Source organism: Micromonospora sp. DT43 (assembly GCF_049841645.1).
GTDB lineage: Bacteria > Actinomycetota > Actinomycetes > Mycobacteriales > Micromonosporaceae > Micromonospora.
The window spans coordinates 73,553-95,005 of the sequence record NZ_JBNCKR010000001.1; the positions used below are offsets into that span (position 1 = coordinate 73,553).

The 21,453-nt window shown below is 72.4% G+C and carries 23 protein-coding genes; 20 read left to right on the top strand and 3 right to left on the bottom strand.

What is annotated here, in order from left to right; all coding sequences use genetic code 11:
- Window positions 1-6: 6 nt before the first annotated feature.
- Both dnaJ and ACLQ26_RS00350 read left to right on the top strand, forming a co-directional pair.
- On the top strand, window positions 7-1,152 hold the full coding sequence (dnaJ, locus tag ACLQ26_RS00345; RefSeq protein ID WP_172899204.1) for a molecular chaperone DnaJ: 1,146 nt from the start codon (window positions 7-9) through the stop codon (window positions 1,150-1,152).
- Between the two features lies 1 nt (window position 1,153).
- The gene (locus ACLQ26_RS00350) at window positions 1,154-1,888 is read left to right on the top strand and encodes a 16S rRNA (uracil(1498)-N(3))-methyltransferase (RefSeq protein WP_425742544.1); all 735 of its coding nucleotides are present in this window, start codon (window positions 1,154-1,156) and stop codon (window positions 1,886-1,888) included.
- 22 nt (window positions 1,889-1,910) lie between these two features.
- On the opposite strand, the gene ACLQ26_RS00355 is transcribed toward ACLQ26_RS00350, so the two are convergent.
- Complete coding sequence (locus tag ACLQ26_RS00355; RefSeq protein WP_363689234.1) at window positions 1,911-2,672, bottom strand: SDR family NAD(P)-dependent oxidoreductase; 762 nt, start codon at window positions 2,670-2,672, stop codon at window positions 1,911-1,913.
- Between the two features lie 46 nt (window positions 2,673-2,718).
- On the opposite strand from ACLQ26_RS00355, the gene ACLQ26_RS00360 reads away from it, so the two are divergent.
- The 8 genes from ACLQ26_RS00360 to ACLQ26_RS00395 all read left to right on the top strand — a co-directional run bounded on the left by ACLQ26_RS00360 (window position 2,719) and on the right by ACLQ26_RS00395 (window position 10,155).
- On the top strand, window positions 2,719-3,078 hold the full coding sequence (locus ACLQ26_RS00360) for a histidine triad nucleotide-binding protein (RefSeq protein ID WP_425742545.1): 360 nt from the start codon (window positions 2,719-2,721) through the stop codon (window positions 3,076-3,078).
- The gene (locus tag ACLQ26_RS00365) at window positions 3,075-4,460 is read left to right on the top strand and encodes a serine hydrolase domain-containing protein (protein WP_425742546.1); all 1,386 of its coding nucleotides are present in this window, start codon (window positions 3,075-3,077) and stop codon (window positions 4,458-4,460) included. The genes ACLQ26_RS00360 and ACLQ26_RS00365 overlap by 4 nt, the downstream gene beginning before the upstream one ends.
- Window positions 4,461-4,591: 131 nt before the next feature.
- Window positions 4,592-5,650, top strand: a complete 1,059-nt coding sequence (locus ACLQ26_RS00370) for a PhoH family protein (protein WP_425742547.1) — start codon at window positions 4,592-4,594, stop codon at window positions 5,648-5,650.
- A gap of 15 nt (window positions 5,651-5,665) precedes the next feature.
- Window positions 5,666-6,139 (top strand): rRNA maturation RNase YbeY, encoded by a 474-nt coding sequence (gene ybeY / locus ACLQ26_RS00375; protein WP_030336457.1) that lies wholly within the window; start codon window positions 5,666-5,668, stop codon window positions 6,137-6,139.
- Window positions 6,115-7,539 (top strand): hemolysin family protein, encoded by a 1,425-nt coding sequence (locus ACLQ26_RS00380; RefSeq protein ID WP_363689364.1) that lies wholly within the window; start codon window positions 6,115-6,117, stop codon window positions 7,537-7,539. The genes ybeY and ACLQ26_RS00380 overlap by 25 nt, the downstream gene beginning before the upstream one ends.
- Window positions 7,532-7,918 (top strand): cytidine deaminase, encoded by a 387-nt coding sequence (locus ACLQ26_RS00385; protein ID WP_425742548.1) that lies wholly within the window; start codon window positions 7,532-7,534, stop codon window positions 7,916-7,918. The genes ACLQ26_RS00380 and ACLQ26_RS00385 overlap by 8 nt, the downstream gene beginning before the upstream one ends.
- 5 nt (window positions 7,919-7,923) lie before the next feature.
- Window positions 7,924-8,820 carry a GTPase Era gene (era, locus tag ACLQ26_RS00390; protein WP_425743119.1) on the top strand — a complete coding sequence of 299 codons (897 nt, stop codon included), beginning with the start codon at window positions 7,924-7,926 and terminating at the stop codon, window positions 8,818-8,820.
- A 150-nt stretch (window positions 8,821-8,970) separates the two neighbouring features.
- Window positions 8,971-10,155: an acyltransferase family protein gene (locus ACLQ26_RS00395; RefSeq protein WP_425742549.1), complete on the top strand. Its 1,185-nt coding sequence runs from the start codon at window positions 8,971-8,973 to the stop codon at window positions 10,153-10,155.
- A 22-nt stretch (window positions 10,156-10,177) separates the two neighbouring features.
- Here the strand turns inward: ACLQ26_RS00395 and ACLQ26_RS00400 are convergent, their stop codons facing one another.
- Window positions 10,178-10,984: a DUF4097 family beta strand repeat-containing protein gene (locus ACLQ26_RS00400; protein WP_425742550.1), complete on the bottom strand. Its 807-nt coding sequence runs from the start codon at window positions 10,982-10,984 to the stop codon at window positions 10,178-10,180.
- A gap of 102 nt (window positions 10,985-11,086) precedes the next feature.
- On the opposite strand from ACLQ26_RS00400, the gene recO reads away from it, so the two are divergent.
- From recO to ACLQ26_RS00425, 5 genes are all read left to right on the top strand, one after another.
- On the top strand, window positions 11,087-11,962 hold the full coding sequence (recO, locus tag ACLQ26_RS00405; protein WP_425742551.1) for a DNA repair protein RecO: 876 nt from the start codon (window positions 11,087-11,089) through the stop codon (window positions 11,960-11,962).
- A gap of 8 nt (window positions 11,963-11,970) precedes the next feature.
- Window positions 11,971-12,771, top strand: a complete 801-nt coding sequence (locus ACLQ26_RS00410) for an isoprenyl transferase (protein WP_144057220.1) — start codon at window positions 11,971-11,973, stop codon at window positions 12,769-12,771.
- 69 nt (window positions 12,772-12,840) lie between these two features.
- Complete coding sequence (locus ACLQ26_RS00415) at window positions 12,841-13,026, top strand: hypothetical protein (RefSeq protein WP_007463934.1); 186 nt, start codon at window positions 12,841-12,843, stop codon at window positions 13,024-13,026.
- A gap of 227 nt (window positions 13,027-13,253) precedes the next feature.
- Window positions 13,254-13,454 carry a thioredoxin reductase gene (locus ACLQ26_RS00420; RefSeq protein WP_425742552.1) on the top strand — a complete coding sequence of 67 codons (201 nt, stop codon included), beginning with the start codon at window positions 13,254-13,256 and terminating at the stop codon, window positions 13,452-13,454.
- Window positions 13,451-14,212 carry a pirin family protein gene (locus ACLQ26_RS00425; RefSeq protein WP_425742553.1) on the top strand — a complete coding sequence of 254 codons (762 nt, stop codon included), beginning with the start codon at window positions 13,451-13,453 and terminating at the stop codon, window positions 14,210-14,212. The genes ACLQ26_RS00420 and ACLQ26_RS00425 overlap by 4 nt, the downstream gene beginning before the upstream one ends.
- 128 nt (window positions 14,213-14,340) lie before the next feature.
- On the opposite strand, the gene gndA is transcribed toward ACLQ26_RS00425, so the two are convergent.
- Window positions 14,341-15,783 (bottom strand): NADP-dependent phosphogluconate dehydrogenase, encoded by a 1,443-nt coding sequence (gene gndA / locus ACLQ26_RS00430; protein ID WP_425742554.1) that lies wholly within the window; start codon window positions 15,781-15,783, stop codon window positions 14,341-14,343.
- Window positions 15,784-16,074: 291 nt separating this feature from the next.
- On the opposite strand from gndA, the gene ACLQ26_RS00435 reads away from it, so the two are divergent.
- Genes ACLQ26_RS00435 through ACLQ26_RS00455 form a run of 5 tightly spaced genes read left to right on the top strand, consistent with a single transcriptional unit; the run spans window position 16,075 to window position 21,448 of the window.
- Window positions 16,075-17,610: a hypothetical protein gene (locus ACLQ26_RS00435; protein WP_425742555.1), complete on the top strand. Its 1,536-nt coding sequence runs from the start codon at window positions 16,075-16,077 to the stop codon at window positions 17,608-17,610.
- A 4-nt stretch (window positions 17,611-17,614) separates the two neighbouring features.
- On the top strand, window positions 17,615-18,040 hold the full coding sequence (locus ACLQ26_RS00440; RefSeq protein ID WP_425742556.1) for a hypothetical protein: 426 nt from the start codon (window positions 17,615-17,617) through the stop codon (window positions 18,038-18,040).
- The gene (locus ACLQ26_RS00445) at window positions 18,037-18,618 is read left to right on the top strand and encodes an FHA domain-containing protein (RefSeq protein ID WP_425742557.1); all 582 of its coding nucleotides are present in this window, start codon (window positions 18,037-18,039) and stop codon (window positions 18,616-18,618) included. The genes ACLQ26_RS00440 and ACLQ26_RS00445 overlap by 4 nt, the downstream gene beginning before the upstream one ends.
- Before the next feature lie 8 nt (window positions 18,619-18,626).
- On the top strand, window positions 18,627-19,430 hold the full coding sequence (locus ACLQ26_RS00450) for a protein kinase domain-containing protein (protein ID WP_425742558.1): 804 nt from the start codon (window positions 18,627-18,629) through the stop codon (window positions 19,428-19,430).
- Window positions 19,427-21,448, top strand: a complete 2,022-nt coding sequence (locus tag ACLQ26_RS00455; protein WP_425742560.1) for a cation:proton antiporter — start codon at window positions 19,427-19,429, stop codon at window positions 21,446-21,448. Before ACLQ26_RS00450 ends, ACLQ26_RS00455 begins: the two co-directional genes overlap by 4 nt.
- Window positions 21,449-21,453: the final 5 nt, after the last annotated feature.

Below are 21,453 nucleotides of genomic sequence, written 5' to 3' on the forward strand. Positions count from 1 at the left end.
AACGCAGTGGCCAGGGACTACTACGGCATCCTCGGTGTCAGCCGGGAAGCCTCCGATGATGAGATCAAGCGCGCCTACCGCAAGCTGGCACGCCAGTTCCACCCGGATGTCAATCCGGACCCGGAGGCCCAGGAGAAGTTCAAGGACATCAACGCCGCGTACGAGGTCCTCTCGGACGACCGGAAGCGGCAGATCGTCGACCTGGGTGGCGACCCGCTCGCCCCCGGGGGCGGCGGCGCGGGCGGCCCGGGCGGCCCGGGTGGGGCCGGTCCGTTCGTCGGTTTCCAGGACATCATGGACGCGTTCTTCGGTGGCGCGGCGGGCGGTGCCCGTGGGCCGCGTCCGCGTACCCGTCCGGGCGCCGACGCGATCCTGCGCCTCGAACTCGACCTGCACGAGACGGCGTTCGGCGTCGAGGCACCGATCACCGTCGACACCGCTGTGCTCTGCACCACCTGCTCCGGCGCCGGCACGGCCGCCGGCACGCACCTCGCCACCTGTGAGGCGTGCGGTGGGCGGGGCGAGGTGCAGTCGGTGCAGCGCACCTTCCTCGGTCAGGTGGTCTCCGCCCGGCCGTGCACCGTCTGCCAGGGCTACGGCACCACCATCCCGCACCCCTGCCCCACCTGCGCGGGCGACGGCCGGGTGCGCACCCGCCGCTCGCTCACCGTCAAGATCCCGGCCGGCGTCGAGGACGGCATGCGGATCCGGCTGGCCCAGCAGGGCGAGGTCGGCCCCGGCGGCGGCACCGCCGGTGACCTCTACGTGGAGATCCACGAGCGGCCGCACGACGTCTACTCCCGCAAGGGCGACGACCTGCACTGCCGCGTCACCGTGCCGATGACCGCCGCCGCGCTGGGCACCCGGCTCACCATCAAGACGCTGGACAGCGAGGAGACCGTCGACGTCAAGGCCGGCACCCAGCCGGCCAGCACGCTGCGGCTGCGCGCCCGTGGTGTGCCGCACCTGCGCGGCACCGGCCGGGGCGACCTCTACGTGCACCTCGACGTCCGAACCCCCACCAAGCTCGACCCCGACCAGGAGAAGATGCTGCGCGACTTCGCCAAGACCCGGGGCGAGGAGGTCGCCGAGCTGACCAAGCAGGGCGGCTTCTTCTCCCGGATGCGCGACGCGTTCAACGGCCACGCCTGACGTGTCCGCGCCGCTCTTCCTGGTCGACGCGCTGCCCACCGGTGACGCGCTGACCCTCGACGGCCCCGAGGGGCACCACGCCGCCACCGTGCAGCGGCTACGCGTCGGCGAGGAGCTGCTGCTTGCCGACGGGCGGGGTGGCACGGCCGCCGCCGTGGTCACCGCCGTCGGCAGGGGCAGCCTGGAGGTCACCGTCACCTCCCGGGGGTACGCGGACGCGCCCGTACCCCGGATCGTCACCGTGCAGGGCATCGCCAAGGGTGATCGGGGCGAGCTGGCAGTGCAGGCGATGACCGAGGTCGGGGTGGACGAGATCGTGCCCTGGGCGGCGTCGCGTTCGGTCGCCCAGTGGCGCGGCGACCGGGGCGTACGGGCCCGGGAGAAGTGGGTCGCCACCGCCCGGGAGGCCGCCAAACAGGCCCGCCGGCCGTGGCTGCCCGTGGTGGCCGGTGCGCCGGACGAGTCCACCGCGACTGTCGCCCGCCGCATCGCCGGCGCCGCTGCCGCGTTCGTCCTGCACGAGGAGGCCGAGGAGCGGCTGACCACCGCCGAGCTGCCGTCCACCGGTGAGATCGTCCTGGTCGTCGGCCCGGAGGGCGGCATCGCCCCGGCCGAGTTGACCGCGTTCCGGGAGGCCGGAGGCCGGCCGGTGCGACTCGGCCCGGCCGTGCTGCGTACCTCGACGGCCGGCGTGGCGGCGCTCGCCGTGCTCGCCACCCGCCTGGGCCGCTGGTAGTCGATCTTGTCGGAGCGGGCCGTCAGCTGCGCAGGTAGGAGGCGCCGTTGAGGTCGACGATGGTGCCAGAGGCCCACTCGGCCTGCGGCGACGCCAACCAGTGCACGGCGGCCGCGATCTCCTCCGGCCGGGCCACCCGGTCGAACGGGCTCTGCGCCCGGATGGCCGCGCCGCGCTCGCCGCTCAGGTGCTCGGTCGTCATGTCGGTAGCCACGAAGCCCGGCGCGACGGTGGCCACCGTGATGCCGTACGGGGCGAGCGCCACGGCGAGGGACTGGCCCAGCGCGTTCAGCCCCGCCTTGCTGGCGCCGTACGCCGGCTGGTCCGGCTCACCCCGGAACGCGCCCCGGGACGACACGTTGACGATCCGGCCGCCACGCTCGCGCAGGTGCTGGGCGGCGCACCAGATGACGTTGCCGGCCCCGGTCAGGTTGGTCTCCACCACCTGACGCCAGCGCCGCTGCCACTGCTCGTACGAGGTGCCGAAAACCGGGTGCGGGTCGTCCCGGTCGCCGTACACCCCGGCGTTGTTAACAAGCACGTCGAGCCCGCCGAGCAGTTCGGCGGCCCGGTCGACCATGGCCCGGACGGCGTCCGGGTCGGTGAGGTCGGCGCGGACCACCACGTGCCCCGAGCCGGGCAGCCGCGCCCGTAGCTCCTCGGCCGCGTCGGCGGAGTCGCGGTGGTGGATTGCCACCCGGTCGCCGCCGGCGGCGAACGCCTCCACCACTGCGCGGCCGATGCCGCGCGAGGAGCCGGTCACCAGTACCGCCCGATCCGTCATGCCGGCCATCCTGCCCGAGCCGGTCGCGCTTACCTACACTGCCCCGATGGGATCCGACTGCCTGTTCTGCCGCATCGTCGCCGGGGAGATCCCGGCCACAGTGGTCCGGGAGACCGCCACCACGCTCGCCTTCCGCGACATCGACCCGAAGGCCCCGGTGCACGTCCTGGTCATTCCGAAGGAGCACTACGCCGACGTCGCCACGCTCGCCGGGGGCGACCCGGCGCTGGCCGGTGAAGTGCTCGCCACGGCCGCCGCCGTGGCCGAGGACGAGGGGCTGCTCGGCGACGGGTTCCGGCTGATGTTCAACACCGGGGCGTACGGCGGGCAGGAGGTGTTCCACGCCCACGCGCACCTGCTCGGTGGCGCGCCGCTCGGCCCGATGCTCGCCCGGGACCTGGCGTGACGAGCGGTACGGACGCGTACGACCGGTTGGGTCGGCTGGTCCGGCGGGTGCAGGCCGACGCGCGGGTGCCGGCGGTGTCGGCGGCGCTGCACCGCGCCGACCGGCCGCTGTGGACCTGCACCGTCGGGGGCACCGGGACCGACAGCCCGTTGGGGCCGGGCACCCAGTTCCGGATCGGCTCGGTCACCAAGACCTTCACGGCGGTGCTCACCCTGCAGTGCCGCGACGACGGGTTGCTGGACCTGGACGACGCGGTGGGCCGGCACCTGGACCTTCCCGCGCACGGCGAGTTGACCGTGCGTCGCCTGCTGTCGCACACCGGTGGCCTGCAACGCGAGCCGTACGGCGACGTCTGGGACACCCTGGACGCGCCGGACACCGAGCGGTTGGTGGGTGAGCTGGACCGCGCCGAGCGGGTGCTGCCGTCGGGCCGGCGTTTCCACTACTCCAACCTGGGCCTGGCAGTGCTCGGCCTGCTTGTCGGCCGGCTGCGCGACGCGAGCTGGGCGGAGGTGCTCGCCGAGCGTGTGCTGACGCCTCTGGGGCTTACCGACACCACAGTGACGCCCCGGCCCTCGGCGGCCACCGGCTACCTGGTCGACGCGTACTCCGACGAGGCGCACCCGGAGCCGCCCACCGACTTCGGCGCGGTCGGCCCGGCCGCCCAGCTCTGGAGCACCGCTACCGACATGGCCCGCTGGGCGGCGTTCCTCGCCGACCCGGCGGCGCTCGACCCGGCCGGCGCGGTACTCGCCCCGGGCACCCTTGACGAGATGCGCTGGCCGCTGACCACCACCGACGAGACGCTCTGGGGCACAGGCTTCGGGCTCGGCCTCATCCTCGTCCCGCAGGGCGAACGGGTGGTGCACGTGGGGCACGACGGCGCGATGCCGGGGTTCCTGGCCGGTGTGTACGGCCGCCGGGGCGGCGACGGGACGGCCGGCGCGATGGGCGCCGCGGTGCTCGGCTCGTCCGGTACGGCGGCCGAGCTGTTCGAGCTGCCGCACCGGCTGCTCGCCGAGGCGGTCGAGCACGACCCCGCCGACATCGAGCCGTGGGCGCCCGGCCCAGGCGCTCCGGCGGCCCTGCGGGGGGTGCTCGGCCGCTGGTGGGGCGAGGGTTCCGAATATGTCTTCTCCTGGCACGACGGCGCGCTGCGGGCGCGCGGGGTCCGGGACCCGGCGGGCCGCCCGCCGGCGGTCTTCGCGCCGCTGCCCGACCGCCCGGACGTGTTCCGGACGGTCTCCGGCCGGGAGGTCGGCGAGCTGCTGCGGTTGACCCGGGACGAGTCGCGGACGGTTGTCCGGATGCACTGGGCGACCTACCGGTTCACCCGCCACCAGGAGACCTTCGACAGGTACGACTTCCGGGCCGGGAGTTGATCGCGGCCAGCGGAAATGGGCGCGATGCGGCCCGCGTTGACCCGATACGATGGGTGTAACGTCCGCACGCCGTGCCAGCAGGGCCGGCGCCGAGATCGAGAGCAGGTGCGCAGGGCCCTTCGGCCCGACCTATGACCGGCACCCCACCTCCCGGCCCGCCCCGGGTGCAGACCAGGATCACCGTGCCCGACCCCAAGATCATGGTCAATCTGCTCGGCGCGGGCGACGAGATCCTGCGACTCGTCGAACGCTCGGTCGTCAGTGACGTGCACGTGCGGGGCAACGAGATCACGATCACCGGCGCCCCCGCCGACAACGCCCTCGCCGAGCGGGTCTTCAGTGAGCTGCTCGAACTCATCGAGAAAGGCGAGACCCTGACCAGTGACGCCGTCCGGCGTACCGTCGGCATGCTCGAGCAGGGCAGCGCCGAGCGGCCCGCCGAGGTCCTGACCCTCGACATCCTCTCCCGTCGCGGGCGCACCATCCGCCCCAAGACACTCGGGCAGAAGCGGTACGTCGACGCGATCGACTCACACACAATCGTCTTCGGCATCGGCCCGGCCGGCACCGGCAAGACCTACCTGGCGATGGCGAAGGCCGTCCAGGCGTTGCAGGCCAAGCAGGTCAACCGCATCATCCTGACCCGACCGGCGGTCGAGGCGGGCGAGCGGCTGGGCTTCCTGCCGGGCACGCTCAACGAGAAGATCGACCCGTACCTGCGCCCGCTCTACGACGCGCTGCACGACATGCTCGACCCGGAGTCCATCCCGAAGCTGATGGCCGCCGGGACGATCGAGGTCGCGCCACTGGCGTACATGCGGGGTCGCACCCTGAACGACGCGTTCATCATTCTGGACGAGGCGCAGAACACGACGCCCGAGCAGATGAAGATGTTCCTCACCCGGCTCGGCTTCAACTCCAAGATCGTCGTGACGGGTGACATCACCCAGGTGGACCTTCCCGGCGGGACGAGCAGCGGCCTACGGGTGGTCCGGGAGATCCTGGAGAACGTCGACGACGTGCACTTCTCCCAGTTGTCCAGCTCCGACGTGGTGCGCCACCGGCTGGTCGGGGAGATCGTCGACGCGTACGCCCGCTGGGACGCCGAGCGGGAGAACCAGCAGGCGCAGGGCGTCCATGCCGTGCCCGGGCGACCCGCCCAGGGCGGCCGGGCCGGCCGCCGCCGCTAAAGCAGAGGAAAGCAGTTGTCCATCGAGATCGCCAACGAGTCCGGTGTCGACGTCGACACCGACGCCGTGCTCGCCGTCGCCCGGCACGCCCTCGACGAGATGGGGGTCAACCCCCTCGCCGAGCTGTCCGTGCTGCTTGTCGACATCGACTACATGACCGAGCTGAACCACCGCTGGATGGGCGGGGACGGCCCGACCGACGTGCTCGCCTTCCCGATGGACGAGGGAAGCGTCGACCACGGCCCGGGCGAGAGCGCACCCGCCGGCGGCGAACCCGCCCTGCTCGGTGACATCGTGCTGTGCCCCGAGGTCGCGGCCAAGCAGGCGGCGACCGCGGGGCACGCCTCGGCCGACGAGCTGCACCTGCTCACCGTGCACGGGGTGCTGCACCTGCTCGGCTACGACCACGCCGAGCCGGAGGAGGAGCGCGAGATGTTCGCTCTGCAGGCTCGACTGCTGGCGAGCTGGCGGTCGACCCGCACCCAGTGATGTCCACTCCTCCGTTACTCGCGGTCGGCCCCACGGCCGGCCTTCCCGACCTGCAACTGATCGTCTTCGCGGCGGGCCTGGTGGTGCTGGCCGGCGTGATCGCCATGACCGAGGCGGCGCTCGCCGCGGTCTCACCGGCCCGGGCCGCCGAACTGGCCCGCGACGGCGTGCGCGGCGCGCGGACCCTCCAGGTCGTGGCCTCGGACGTCGTCCGGCACCTCAATCTGCTGCTGTTGCTGCGGCTGCTCGCCGAGCTGACCGCCACCACGCTCGTGGCGTTGGTAGCGGTGGACAGCTTCGGCGCCGGTTGGCGTGCCGCGCTTGTCACAGCCGGCGCGATGACAGTCGTCAGCTTCGTGGTGGTCGGTGTCGCCCCGCGCACCATCGGCCGGCAGCACGCGTACGCGGTGGGCCGTGCGGTCGCGCCGTTGGTCCGCTGGCTGGGCCGCGCGCTCAACCCCCTCGCGTCGCTGCTCATCCTGATCGGCAACGCGGTCACCCCGGGGCGCGGCTTCCGGGAGGGGCCGTTCGCCAGCCAGGTGGAGCTGCGCGAGCTGGTGGACCTGGCCGAGCAGCGCGGCGTCGTTGAGCACGGCGAGCGTCAGATGATCCACTCGGTCTTCGCGCTCGGCGACACCATCGCCCGTGAGGTGATGGTTCCGCGTACCGAGATGGTGTGGATCGAGGAGGGCAAGACCCTCGCCCAGGCGTTGGTGCTCTTCCTGCGCTCGGGTTTCTCCCGCATCCCGGTGATCGGCGAGAGCGTCGACGACGTGCTCGGGGTGCTCTACCTGAAGGACCTGATCCGCCGGTCGCGGGGCGGCGACCCGGACGCCGAGCAGTTGCCGGTGGCCGAGCTGATGCGCCCGGCCACCTTCGTGCCGGAGTCCAAGCCGGTCGACGACCTGCTGTCGGAGATGCAGGCGGCCCGCAACCACCTGGTCATCGTGGTCGACGAGTACGGCGGCACCGGCGGTCTGGTCACCATCGAGGACATCCTGGAGGAGATCGTCGGTGAGATCACCGACGAGTACGATGTCGAACGCCCGCCTGTCGAACGCCTCGCGGACTCCTCGGTGCGGGTGACCGCCCGCCTGCCGGTGGAGAACCTGGGCGAGATGTTCGGCGCCGACCTGCCCACCGACGAGGTGGAGACGGTCGGTGGCCTGCTCGCCCAGTCGCTGGGGCGGGTGCCGATCCCCGGAGCGCAGGCCGAGGTGGCCGGCCTCCGGCTGGTCGCCGAGGGCACCACGGGCCGGCGCAACCGGATCGACACCGTCCTGGTCAGCAGGGTGGAGTCGGGCGACGAGCAGGACAGCACCGGGCGCGGCGACCATGCCGGCCCCGGGGACGACCCGGATCATTATCGAGACGAGGAGAGGCAAGCCGCCGATGCCTGAGACACCCGCCGCGCCCGCCGCCCAGCCCACCCCCACCGCGCCGGCACCGCTGAGCGCCGAGGACGGCAAGCTCGTCGTCCTGGCCCGGGGCGCTCGCGGGCGGGTCGGTGCCGTGGAGGGCGCCGCGGTTCGGGATCAGGATGGCCGGACGTACGCGGCGGCCAGCGTCGCGCTGCCCTCGCTGACCCTCACGGCTCTGCAGTTGGCGGTGGCCTCGGCCGTGGCCGCAGGGGCGGGCCGGCTGGAGGCGGCGGCTGTGGTGACCGAGGCGTCGACGCTTGACGGCGCCGGGCACGCCGCCGTACGCGACCTCGCCGTGGACGCGCCGATCCACCTGGCCGCGCCGGACGGCACCGTGCTCGGCACGGTGACCCAGTGAGCCCCGTGCGGGATCCGGAGCCGCGTCCGTACCGGGCCGGGTTCGGCTGTTTCGTGGGCCGTCCCAACGCCGGCAAGTCCACGCTCACCAACGCCATCGTCGGCACCAAGATCGCGATCACCTCGAACAAGCCGCAGACCACCCGGCACGTCATCCGGGCGGTGCTGCACCGTCCGGAGTCGCAGCTGGTCCTGGTGGACACGCCGGGTCTGCACCGCCCCCGTACGCTGCTCGGCGAGCGCCTCAACGACCTGGTCCGCTCCACCTGGACCGAGGTCGACGTGATCGGCCTGTGCATCCCGGCGGACGAGCCGGTGGGCCGCGGCGACCGGTTCATCACCGGCGAGCTGGCCGAGCTGAAGGCAACAGTGCTGGCGGTGGTCACCAAGACCGACCTGGTCGACAAGCGCCGGCTGGCCGAGCAGTTGCTCGCGGTGAGCCAGCTGGGGGAGTTCGCCGAGATCGTGCCGGTGAGCGCGGTCTCCGGGCACCAGGTGGACACGCTCGTCGACGTGATGACCAAGTACCTGCCGCCGTCGCCCCAGCTCTACCCGGACGACATGCTCACCGACGACCCGGAGCAGGTGATGGTCGCGGAGCTGATCCGGGAGGCGGCCCTGGAGGGCGTCCGCGACGAGCTGCCGCACTCCATCGCCGTGGTGGTGGAGGAGATGATCCCCGAGGGGCAGGTCATCAAGATCTACGCCGACCTGTACGTGGAGCGGCCCAGCCAGAAGGCAATCGTTCTCGGCCACAAGGCGAGCCGGCTCAAGGAGGTCGGCACGAACGCCCGCCGGCAGATCGAGGAGTTGCTGGGCAGCCGGGTCTATCTCGACCTGCACGTACGGGTCGCGAAGGACTGGCAGCGCGACCCGAGGCAGTTGCGCAAGCTGGGCTTCTGAACGCCGCCGGGTGGGCCGGGTCGCCGGTCGGTCCGATCATCGGCCGAGCGTGGGCAGCTTCACGATCGGTGGGGGTCGGCGTCGTTTGGCGCGCGGGCCGCGGAGGGTAGGGGAAGAACACCCCCGCGTCCCCGACCCAGATGCAGGCTGATGCGCAACAGATACCTCGATCTGCTCCGTTTCCTGGCCATCGTCCGGGTGGTCGTCTACCACGTCACCGGCTTGGCGACCCTCACGCTCGTCTTCCCTGCCATGTCGGTGATGTTCGCGCTGGCCGGCTCGTTGATGGCCGCCTCGCTCGACCGCACCGGCCCGGTGGCGGTCGGCCGCCGGTTGCGCCGTCTGCTGCCGTCGCTGTGGGTGCTGGCGGCAGTCTTCGTGCCGGCCATGCTGCTCACCGGGCTGTCGCTGTCGCCCCGGGTGCTGCTGTGGCTGTTTCCGATAGCCGATCCGCCGGCGAACAACTGGGGTGCGGTGGGACTGAGCACCATCTGGTACCTGCGCGACTACCTGTGGTTCGTGCTCGCCTCGCCGGTCGCGCTCTGGCTGTTCCGGCGGGCGCCGCTGCCCACCCTGCTCGCCCCGTACGTGGTGCTGGTGACGATCGAGGTGGGAATCTACCCGGCGCCGCCGGTGGTGCGCGAGTTCGGGCTGTACTTCGGCGCGTGGTTGCTCGGTTTCGCCCACCACGCCGGGATGCTGCGCCGACTCGCCGGTCGGGTGCTGTACCCGCTGTCGCTGGCCCTCGCTGTCGCCGGCGGGGCCTGGATCGTCACGCATCCCGGCCCGCGCGGGTACGACCTCAACGAGAACCACCTCGGCAACGCGCTGTGGTCGGCCGCGTTCATCCTGATCGTGCTGGGTCGGGCTCCGGCCGGGGTGGCCTGGCTGGAGCGCAGCCGGCTGGCCGACCGGGTGGTGACAGTGGTCAACCGGCGGGCTCTCACCATCTATCTCTGGCACATGCCGTTCGTGGTGGCGCTCACTCCGCTCGTCGACGTGGTCGGATGGTCGCGCCAGGACCCGGTGGGGCTCGCCGTCCGGGTGCTGCTGGTCTTCGCGCTTGTCGGTCTGGTCACCCTTGTCGTCGGCTGGGTCGAGGACGTCGCCGCCCGTCGCCGCCCGGAGCTGATCCCCGCCGGCCCGGCGACCCCTACCAGCCGCCCGCTCCGCCCCGACCCGGCCACAGCGGGGCGGTACGGCCCACCGAGCGGTCCCGACGCGAGCCCGGCGAGTCTGCGCGACCGGAGCCCGGCGGGGCGGCCAGGCGCCGGCGGGGCCGGGACGGGTGACCGTACCGGCGCAGCCGGTGTCCGGTGCGGCGGCGACCGTTGAGATCAACGCAGGCTGATCGACATCAACGCTGGCTGATCGACACGTCGCCGCTGCCGGCCGAGCCGTCGAGCACCAGGGACGCGGCCGGGTCGTCGGCGACGGTGATCCGAGCGTCACCGGAGTCGGTGCTGGAGCGGACCCGGTAGCTGCCGGCCGGCACGACCAACGAGACGTCCCCACTTGAGGCGTGCAGACGTGCCGAGGCGGCCGTCTCCAGCTCGACGGTGACGTTGCCGGAACCGGCCTCGGCGTCCGTCGCGCCGTCCACCCGGCGAGCGGTGATGTCGCCCGAGCCGGCGCGCAGCCGTACTGCCGAACGGGCCTCACTCACCTCGATGTTGCCGGAGCCGGTCTCCACGTCGATCGCCCCGGCGACGTCGCTGATCCGCACGTCGCCCGAGCCCAGCCGCAGCTTCACCGCGCCGGTCTTGGTCAGCTCGACGTCACCCGAGCCGCTCTCGCCCTGCACGGTCACGCCCTCTCCAACTGTCACCTCGTACGAGACGCTGCACCGGTTGCCGCAGTCGGTGTCCAGCATCAGCTCGCTGTCCTTGATCTCGTACCGGGTCTTGGGTTCGCCGCCCTGGTAGCGCACCACCCGCTTGATCCGTGCCTCGCCCGCCGTGCCGGTGCCGCGGACGATCACGTCCCCGGAGCCCCCCTGCACCCGGATGGTGGTGATCTTCACCGCCTCGGTGTTGTCATAGTCGAGCCGGCGGAAGGACAGGTTGTCGCACCCGGCGAGCAGGATGAGGGCGGTGGTCAGCCCCAACGCGACGGGCGCGGCGGCGCGGCGACGACGGGCGGCGGTGGTCTGGTGCAGTGCCATGGCGAGCACGCTACGGCCGGTGACGAGCCGGGCGCATCGGGGTTCGTCCGCGCATCCACCCCGAGCCGACCCTGATTTCACACCCCGAGGGAGAATGGTCCGATGGCCGGGTACCGCCGACAGCTCTACCGCGACGACGCGGTGGTGCTGCGTGTGCAGAAGCTCGGCGAGTCCGACCGGATCATCACGCTGCTCACCCGCCGGCACGGCCGGCTGCGGGCGGTCGCCCGGGGGGTCCGGCGCACCATGAGCAAGTTCGGCGCCCGGCTGGAGCCGTTCGGTCACGTCGACCTCCAGCTCGCCGGTGACCCGAAGGGCAACCTCGGCAGCTCACTGCACACCGTCAGCCAGGTCGAGGGCATCGAGCTCTACGGCAAGCGGTTCCTCGGGGACTATCCCCGCTACACGGCGGCCAGCGCGATCGCCGAGACGGCCGAGCGGCTGACGCCTGTCGAGAGGGAGCCGTCACTGCGGCTGTTCCAGCTCACCGTGGGGGCGCTGAAGGCGCTGTCCCGGGGCGAGCACGCGACGACGCTGGTGCTCGACGCGTACCTGCTGCGCGGGATGGCCCTCGCGGGCTGGGCGCCGGCGCTTGTCGCCTGCGCGGTCTGCGGCACCCCCGGGCGGCACCGCGCGTTCTCCGTGCCGGCCGGCGGCGCGGTCTGCCCGGACTGCCGGCCACCGGGCGCGGCCCACCCCGCGCCGGCGACCATCGACCTGATGTCCGCGCTGACCACAGGCGACTGGGTGGTCGCCGACGCGACCGAGGCCGGTGTACGCCGGGAGTGCAGTGGCCTGGTCGCGGCGCACCTCCAGTGGCATCTGGAACGCGCGCTACGCTCGCTGCCGCTGGTCGACCGGGGTCCCTCGGTCGCCGGCACGGTCCCGCCGCCGGGCGGCGGTGGGGCTGCGATGCTCCGGCCACGCGGTGACGTCGAGGCCGGTGCGGACGGCACGAGCAGGGAGAGAGCCGAGTGATCCGATCGATGAGGCCCGGCCGGCGTGAGCCGACGCCACCGACGCCGCACCCGTCCGGTGCCCGGCCGCCAGCACTGCCGAGCGAGGCGGTGCCGAAGCACGTGGCGGTCGTGATGGACGGCAACGGCCGGTGGGCCAAGGACCGCGGGCTGCCCCGCACCAAGGGCCACGAGGCGGGGGAGCACAGTCTCTTCGACACCATCGAGGGCGCGATCGAGATGGGCATCCCCTACCTGTCGGCGTACGCGTTCTCCACCGAGAACTGGCGGCGCTCGCCCGACGAGGTCCGGTTCCTGATGGGGTTCAACCGGGACGTGATCCGTCGACGCCGCGACCAGTTGGTCGACCTCGGTGTCCGGGTGGTCTGGTCGGGGCGGCCGGGGCGTCTGTGGAAGAGCGTCATCTCCGAGTTGCAGACCGCGGAGGAGATGTCCCGGGGCAACTCGACGCTGACCCTGCAGTTCTGCGTGAACTACGGCGGGCAGGCCGAGATCGGCGACGCTGCCGCGGCGATCGCCCGGGACGTGGCGGCCGGTCGACTGGACCCGTCGAAGGTGACCGAGAAGACCGTCGCGAAGTACCTCTACCACCCGGAGATCCCGGAGGTGGACCTGTTCCTGCGACCCTCAGGCGAGGAGCGGATCTCCAACTTCCTGCTCTGGCAGACCGCGTACGCCGAGCTGGTCTTTCTGGACACGCTCTGGCCGGACTTCGACCGCCGCCACCTGTGGTACGCGTGCGAGCTGTACGCCCAGCGGGACCGGCGGTTCGGTGGCGCGCTGCCCAACCCGGTGGCCCCGACGGTCTGAGCGAGGCTTACCGACACGTCACGCTGGGTATCAGGAACGTCAGGCAGCTACTGACGGAGGTGAACCCACATGATCCAGAAGCGCATTGCCCAGTGGGCGGTGATGGCCGTCGCGGTGCCGCTGGCCGCGGCCGGCGCCCGCCGGCTCAGCCACACCCTGGAGGCCCGGCGTGGTCCCTCCGGGGCGACCCGGTTGCTGACCAGGGGCGCGGATCTGATCCGCCCGCAGAAGGCCAAGCGCCGCCGGTTCTGGTAGGTCGTGACTCTCCGGCGCCGCCCGCACGAATGCGGGCGGCGCCTTCTCGTGCCCGCGCCCAACCCCCTCGGGCGGGTTGGCGGTGGGCGTGGTGGCACCGCTCGGGCGGTTGGCCTGGGATGTGCGACTGTTCGCAGGTGGTGCGGGATGGGGGCGGGTAGGGTCCGGAGGTGGCGGGATGATGGCGGTTTGGGGTGGATATGCGGGATCTCCGATACAAGATGATCATGGCGTTGAACGCGGCCGATCTGGGTGACCCGATCTGCGAGCAGGTGGCCGAGATCTGCGCCGAGATCGCCGAGCAGCACTGCGCGGAGTTCGGTCACACGCCACAGCTGCGTACCGGTGAGATCGCCGAGCTGGCCACCGGCGAGCCGGCCCTGGCCTGGGCGCCGACGACCCCCGACACCGGGCAGCGTGCCTGGTGACCGCACCCGCGCCGTCGGTCGACCTGCGTCGCGCCGACGACCGGTTCGCCACCCGCATCTCCTGGTTGGACTCCAAGCACTCCTTCTCGTTCTCCCGGCACTACGACCCGGCCAACACCCATCACGGGCTGCTGCTGGTGAACAACGACGACGTGGTCCGGCCGGGCGCCGGCTTCGAGACCCACCCGCACGAGGACATGGAGATCGTCACCTGGGTGCTGCGCGGCTCGCTCGTGCACCAGGACTCCACAGGCCACTCCGGAGTGATCTACCCGGGCCTGGCGCAGCGGATGAGCGCCGGCACCGGCATCCTGCACTCAGAGAAGAACGATGCCTGGCGGCTCAACAACCAGGAGCCGCACAGCGACCCCGTGCACTTCGTGCAGATGTGGGTGCTCCCCGACGAGCAGGGCGTCGACCCCGGCTACGAGCAGTTGGAGATCGAGGACGAGTTGCTGCGCGGCGGCCTGGTGCCGATCGCCTCCGGGATGGACCGCTACGACGGCGCGTCCGCGATCCGGATCCGCAACCGGTACGCGACCCTGCACGCCGCCCGACTCGGCCCCGGCGACGAGGCCACCCTCCCGGACGCGCCCTTCGTGCACCTGTACGTGCCCAATGGCACGGTGACCCTGGAGGACAGCGGCCCCCTCGGCACCGGCGACGCCGCCCGGCTCACCATGACCGGCGGCCGGCGGGTGACAGCCGACGAGCCGGCCGAGATCCTCGTCTGGGAGATGCACGCCACAGTCGCCTGACCGGTGCCCCCGGACGCCTCCCGTCGGGCCCATGATCACGCTCGAACATGGAGGTAGGGGCCTCCCGTCGTCGGAAGGCCCCTCCATCACGGATTCAGCGCGATCTTGCGGGCGTGGAGCGCTTCCCGTTACGCCGGGGACTCGGTCTTGTCGCCGGCCCAGGTGGTGTGGAACGAGCCCTCGCGGTCGACGCGCTGGTAGGTGTGCGCGCCGAAGTTGTCCCGAAGGCCCTGGATCAGCGCCGCGGGCAGCCGCTCGGCGCGCAGCGCGTCGAAGTACGCAAGCGACGACGAGAACGCCGGCGTCGGCACACCCGCCCGGGCAGCGTCGGCCACGACCCGCCGCCAGCTCGGCACGCCGGCCGCGACCGCCTCGGCGAAGTACGGCGCCACCAGCAGCGTGGGCAGGTCGGGCTGCTCGTCGTACGCCTCGCGGATGCGGTTCAGGAAGCGGGCGCGGATGATGCAGCCGCCCCGCCAGATGGTCGCCGTGCCACCGAGGTCGATGTCCCAGTTGAACTCCTGGCTGCCGGCCCGGATGTGGTCGAAGCCCTGCGCGTACGCGACGATCTTGGAGGCGAGCAGCGCCCGGCGGACGTCCTCCACGAACGCGTCCCGGTCGGCGACCTGCCACTGCTCACCCGCGTCCGGGAATGCCCGGCGGGCGGCCTCGCGCTGGTCGACGTGCCCCGACAGCGAGCGGGCGAACGTCGCCTCGGCGATCCCGGTGATCGGAATGCCCAGGTCGAGGGCGCTCTGCACAGTCCACCGACCGGTGCCCTTCTGCTCCGCCCGGTCCTGCACGACGTCGACGAACGCGCGACCGGTCGCCGCGTCGGTGTGCGCGAGCACGTCGGCGGTGATCTCGATGAGGAACGACTCCAACTCGCCGTTGTTCCAGTCGCGGAAGATCTCCGCGATCTCCGCCGGCTTCGCGCCCAGACCGGCCCGGAGCAGGTCGTACGCCTCGGCGATGAGCTGCATGTCGGCGTACTCGATGCCGTTGTGCACCATCTTGACGAAGTGCCCGGCGCCGTCCGGCCCGACGTGCGTGCAGCACGGCACGCCGTCCACCTGGGCCGCGATCTTCTCGAACATCGGCCCGAGCTTCGCGTACGACTCGGCGGAACCGCCAGGCATGATGCTCGGCCCGAGCAGCGCGCCCTCCTCACCACCGGAGACGCCGGTGCCGCTGAAGTGCAGCCCCTGCGCGCGCAGCGCCTCCTCTCGGCGGCGGGTGTCGGCGAAGTGGGCGTTGCCGCAGTCGACGATGATGTCGCCCTCGTCCAGCAGCGGCACCAACTCGTCGATCACCGCATCGGTGGGCGCACCGGCCTTGACCATCACGATCACCGCGCGCGGCCGTTCCAGCGACGCCACGAAGTCGGCCATCGACTCACCAGGCACGAAGGTGCCCTCGTCACCGTGCTCGGCGACGAGAGTGCGGGTGCGCTCCGGTGACCGGTTGTGCACCGCCACGGTAAAGCCGTTGCGGGCCAGGTTGCGGGCCACGTTCCGGCCCATCACCGCCAGCCCGGTCACGCCGATCTGCGCCGTCGCCTGCTCAGCCATTCGTGCCGCCACCTCTCGCCGTCGAACTATCCTGCTGCGACCGTATCGCGGCGGGCGGCATCGTGGGCGGATAGGCGACGGCGGGTGCGTGTGACACGGCGGACGGTGGCGGCCGGCCTCCGGCGAGCCGGGCCGCCGCACGTCGCCGCGGCGAACCGGAGAAACCAGTGGGGCCCCGGCCGCGGCTGGGGTCCGTTCCCGGATTCGCGGGGCAGCGGGGCGTCGGCCGCCGTGCTAGAACTCTCCGATGTGGCACGGGCGGGGCGTGCCGCGCGAACGGGGAGCGGTCTGGTGGAACAACGTGAGGCAGCCGGAGATCTCAACTCCGAACTGCTGGCCAGCGACGTGTGGGCCGACGAGATGCTGGCCGGTGCCGGCATACCGGTGGTGGATGTCCCGTTCGTGACGGTCGGCGGCGGGATCGGTTCCTTCGTCACTGTGGACTACCTCCGCATCGCCGGAGTGGCTAGCGACCGGATCCGGGTGCTGTCCAACATCGACTATCCCTGGCAGACGTACGAATATCTGACCCGGGTGTCGCAGATTCCGCGCCGCGAGCGGATTCGCTCCGACTCGTCCTCCCGGCCCGACAACATCTGGGGCTTCCCGTCGTACGCGGTGGCGGAGGCCTGGCAGGAGCGCAGCCTTCGGCCGCTGCTGCACGTGCTGGGTGAGCCGTTGTTCACCGACTACTGGACGCCCCGGGCCGGGCAGGTGTTCGCCGGCCTGGAGCGGGAGGCGGAGCGGATCGGATACCGGGACATGCTGGTCAACGGCGTGGTGCGGATGGTCCGGCGGCGTGCCGGGGGCGGCTACTTCACCATCCTCACTCCGCCGGCCGGCAGCTCGTCGACCCGGCGGGTTGCCTACCGGTCCCGATTCGTGCACCTCGCGGTCGGCTATCCCGGCCTGCGTTTCCTGCCGGACCTGCAGCAGTTCCGCGAGACCCACCAGGATTTCGAGCACGTGGTCAACGCCTACGAGCCGCACGAGCACGTGTACGAGGTGCTCAAGACCCGGCCGGGCACCGTGCTGGTCCGGGGCGGCGGCATCGTCGCGTCCCGGGTGCTGCAGCGTCTGATGGACGACCGGGAACGGCACGGTCTGGGTACCGAGATCGAGCACCTGTTCCGCACCTATGTCAGCGGCGCGCACGGGCCGCACCCGTGGCTGCGCCGCCGGGGCGGCGACGGATGGGCGTACCAGGGGTTCAACTATCCCAAGTCGGTGTGGGGCGGCCAGCTCAAGGCCCGGATTCGCCGCCTCGAGGGCGCGGACCGGGCCGCCGCGTACGCCGCGATGGGCGGCACCAACACGCCGAAGCGCCGCCGCTGGCAGGAACAGATGCGCGCCGGCCGGGAGGGCGGCTGGTACCGCACCTGGCAGGGCACGGTCGCCCAGGTGGAACCGACCGTCGACGGCCGGATCGCCAGCCGGGTCACCGGCGACGCCGGCACGAGGACGCTGCTCGCGGACTACGTCATCGACTGCACCGGCTTGGAGGCCGACATCGCCGAGCACCGAGTCATCGCGGACCTGCTCGAACATGGCGGCGCCGGCCGCAACCCGGTCGGCCGCCTCGACGTGGAGCGGCACTTCGAGGTACGCGGGACCGCGAGCGGCGACGGTGCCCTCTACGCCTCGGGCACGGCTACCCTCGGCGGCTACTTCCCCGGCGTGGACACCTTCCTGGGGTTGCAGGTCGCAGCCCAGGAGATCGCCGACGACCTGGCGCGCCGAGGCTTCGGCGCCCGCCTCGGGCCGGTGCGCTCCACCGTGGAGTGGGTGCGGTGGATGCGTGGCCGGCCTGCCGGTCAGAAGGGCTGAGACGATGGTGCCCACCCTCGCCGGACGGATCCAGACCCGGCTCGTGCTCCTGGCGGTCGTCGGCTCACTCGTGACCGCGATCGTGACCCCGCTGCTGCCGTCCGGTGTCGGCTACCGGGACACCTTCGGGGTGCTGCTCACCGTCGCCGTCCTCGGCGTCGGCTGGGAGCTGGTCTACCACCTGCTCATGCAGTTCCGCTGGGAGAAGGACTGGCCGCTGCTGTTCGGTCTGGGCACGGGGGTGCCCGAGGCAGCGCTGATCTGGCTGCTGCTCGACCACCACGTGCTGCCGGGGCTCGCCGGGCCACCTCCGCTCGGTGCGTTCCTGCTGCACTTCTCGGCGGTCTGGCTGGCGGTCTGGCTGGTCGCCAACGGCCCGATGCGGGTGCCGTTCCTGCGCTGGCGCTTCTTCGGCGGGCGGCTCGGGTGAGCGGCCGGGAGCCGGACCCGGCCGTGCCGTTCACCGCGGTGCTGCTCGTTGCCGGCGCCACCGAGGTGATCGCGACGACGGCCGGTGAGCCGACGGTCGTGCTGCCGGCGATGGTCGAGGGCGTGGACTGCCGGAACGGCCACTTCAACGACCCCGGGCTGCGCTACTGCCAACGTTGCGGCATCGCCATGCATCAGCAGACGCTCGCCACCCGGCTGGCGCCGCGGCCGCCACTCGGCGTGCTGCTCACCGACGATGGGGTCACCTTCCGGCTGGACACGGACTATGTCGTCGGGCGCCGTCCGGAGCAGCATCCGGACGTCCGGGCCCGGCGGGCGCGGCAGGTCCGGCTCACCGGCGAGATCTCCGGAGTCTCCCGCCTGCAGTTGCGGATCCAGCTGCGCGGCTGGCAGGTGGCGGTGGTGGACCTAGGCTCCGCCAACGGCACCATGCTGCGCGAGGCAGCGGACGCCGACACTCGGCGGGTGCCCGCCGGCGAGCCGGTCGTGATCCGGCCCGGCACCCAGATCGAGTTCGCCGCACGGTGGCTGCGGTACGAATCCCACCGGAACCCCTGAGGAAGCCCGTGCGCGGCATCGCCGACTACACCTTCATCCGCCCGCTCGGCTCAGGTAGCCACGGGACCTTCTACCTGGCGAACCGGCCGGCCCGGCTCCCAATCCCGGCCGACCTGGTCGCCGTCAAGGTGCTGCACGCCGAGTCCGAGGAGACGGCGTTCCGGCGGGCGACCCGAGAGCTCGCCGCGTTCGCCGCGGTCAGGTCCCCGTGCCTGGTCGACCTTTACGACGCGGGTCAGCACGACGGCTTCTTCTACTACTCGACCGAATACCTGCCGGACGGCTCGCTCGCCCAGCCCGCCGTGCCTGTCGACCGGTCGACCGCGCTGCGGGCGCTCGCCGACGCGGCCCGGGCGGCGTCGGCCCTGCACGCGGCGGGCATCGCGCATCGCGACATCAAGCCGGGGAACGTGCTCCTGCGCGACGGTGGCGGTCGGCTGGCTGACCTCGGCCTCTCGCAGATCTTCACCGAGGGCGCCACCATCACCGGGATGGGGTCGGCCGACTCGGTTGAGTACGTCGACCCGGCGATGCTCCTCGGCGACCCCGCCGGACCCGACGGTGACGTCTGGTCCCTCGGCGCGACCGTGCACCGGGTACTTGCCGGCAGCGGCGTCCACGGCGAGTTGCCCCCGGGAAACGCGCTGCTCGCCCTGCGGGCGGTGCTCGCGCGACCGCCCCGCGTCGACCCCGACCTGCCGGACGCGCTGCGCGAGCTGGTGGCGGACTGCCTGGCGCCCGCGGGCGACCGTCCCACCGCGGCGCAGGTCGCGGCCCGGCTCGACGGGATCGCCGCGGAGAACGAGGCGTGACCGCGCACGCGGTCGGCCAACTCCTGCTCGCCCTGGCCGTCGTGATTGCGCTCGCCCGCCTGCTCGGGGCGGCGGCGAAGCGCCTCGGGCAGCCGCCGGTGGTGGGCGAGATCGTGGCCGGTGTGCTGCTCGGTCCGACCATCTTCGGTGCCGAGCTGAGCGGGCGGATGTTCCCCACCGAGATCCGGCCCGCCCTGTCCGGGCTCGCGAACGTCGGTCTCGTGCTGTTCATGTTCATCATCGGCTACGAGCTGGACCAGTCCCTGGTGCGGGGCCGGCTGCGGGCGGCGGCCGCGGTCTCGCTGGGATCGATCCTCGTGCCACTTGGCCTCGGCGTCGGTCTGGCCGCCTGGTTGGCGGGGCGGCACGACGTCGACCGGGTGGTGCCGTTCGCGTTGTTCCTCGGCGCCGCGATGGCGGTCACCGCCTTTCCGGTGCTGGCGCGGATCCTCGCCGATCGGGGGATGGTCCGGACGGAGTTGGGCGGGCTGGCGCTTGCGAGCGCCGCCGTCGACGACGTGGTCGCCTGGTGCCTGCTGGCCGGGGTCGTCGCGGTGGGCGGTGCGGAGGCCGGATTCCCGTGGCAGGTGCTGCTCGTGGCACCGTACCTGCTGGTGATGTTCGGCTGGGTGCGGCCGATGCTGCGCCGCTTGACGGTCGTCCGGGCACGTGCCGGCCGACTCACCCCGGACGTGCTCGGTGTCATCCTGGTCGGCCTGCTGCTGTCCTGCTACACCACGGAGCTGCTCGGCCTGCACGCCATCTTCGGTGCCTTCGTCTTCGGCGCGATCATGCCGCGGGTGGACGGTGCGGCGCTGCGGGAGGAGATCCTGGAGCGCCTGGAGCAGGTCTCCGTGCTGCTCCTGCTCCCGGTCTTCTTCGTGATCGCCGGGCTCCAGGTCGACCTGTCCCGGATCGGTCTCTCCGGTGTGCTGGACCTCGCCCTCATCCTCGTCACGGCGATCGGCGGCAAGTTCGTCGGCGCGTACCTCGGCGCCCGCTCGCAGCGGGTCGCCCGACGGCCGGCGGGGGCGCTCGCGGCCTTGATGAACACCCGTGGCCTCACCGAGATCGTCATCCTCACCGTGGGTCTGCAGCTCGGCATCCTCAACCCTGAGTTGTTCTCGCTGATGGTGGTCATGGCCCTGGTCACCACCGTGATGGCCGGGCCACTGCTCAATGTGATCTATCCCCGTCGCCTGGTGGACCGGGACATCGCCCAGGCACAGCGGGCCGCGCTCGGTGGGCCCGACACCCACCGGGTGCTGGTGGTCGTGCCGGAGGGTGAGCGGGCGGCCGAACTGACCGCGCTCGCGGTCGACCTGGCCGGATCCCGAAGACCCGCCGAAGTGGTGCTGAACCGCCTGCTGCCGTACCCGGTAGCCGCCGTGGAGGTCGGTGCGGGCCTGCATACGGAGCTGGCGGGGATGACCGCCGCGATGGGGGAGCTGGCCCGGTTGGCCGAGTCGGTCCGCAGCGCGGGTCTCGGCGCGCCGGTGCTGGTGCGGTATGCGACCGACCCCCAAGGTGAGCTGGCGGGCGAGGTGGCGACGACGCAGCCGGCCGTGGTGCTGTCCACCCAGCCCGCCGACGTGGACGTGCCCGACGCGGTGTGGGTCACGGCGCACCGGTTGCCGGCCCGCCCCTGGCCCGCCGTGGCGGTCGCCGCGGACGGCGCCGACGGGCCGGCTGCGCTGCGGGTGGCCGCCCAGCTCGCGGCGGGCGCGGGGGTGCCACTGGTGGTGGAGCCGGTCGGTTCCGGCGGCGGGGCCCGGCGGGCCAACGCGGCGGTTCGCGCGCTGGTCCGGCAGGGGGTGGCCGTGGACACTGGCGGGGAGGCGCCGACGGGGGTCCTACGGATTGCCGGCCGCGACGTCGCCTCCGACGGGGCGCACCTCACCGTCCAGGGTGGAAGGTCGGTGGACGCCGCCGCTGGGCAGTGGTTGGTTCCGCCGCGGCCTCGGGATGAGCGGGACGGGTGCGATACTGTGCCGGCTCCCGGCGCGGACCGGGCGTGAGGCAC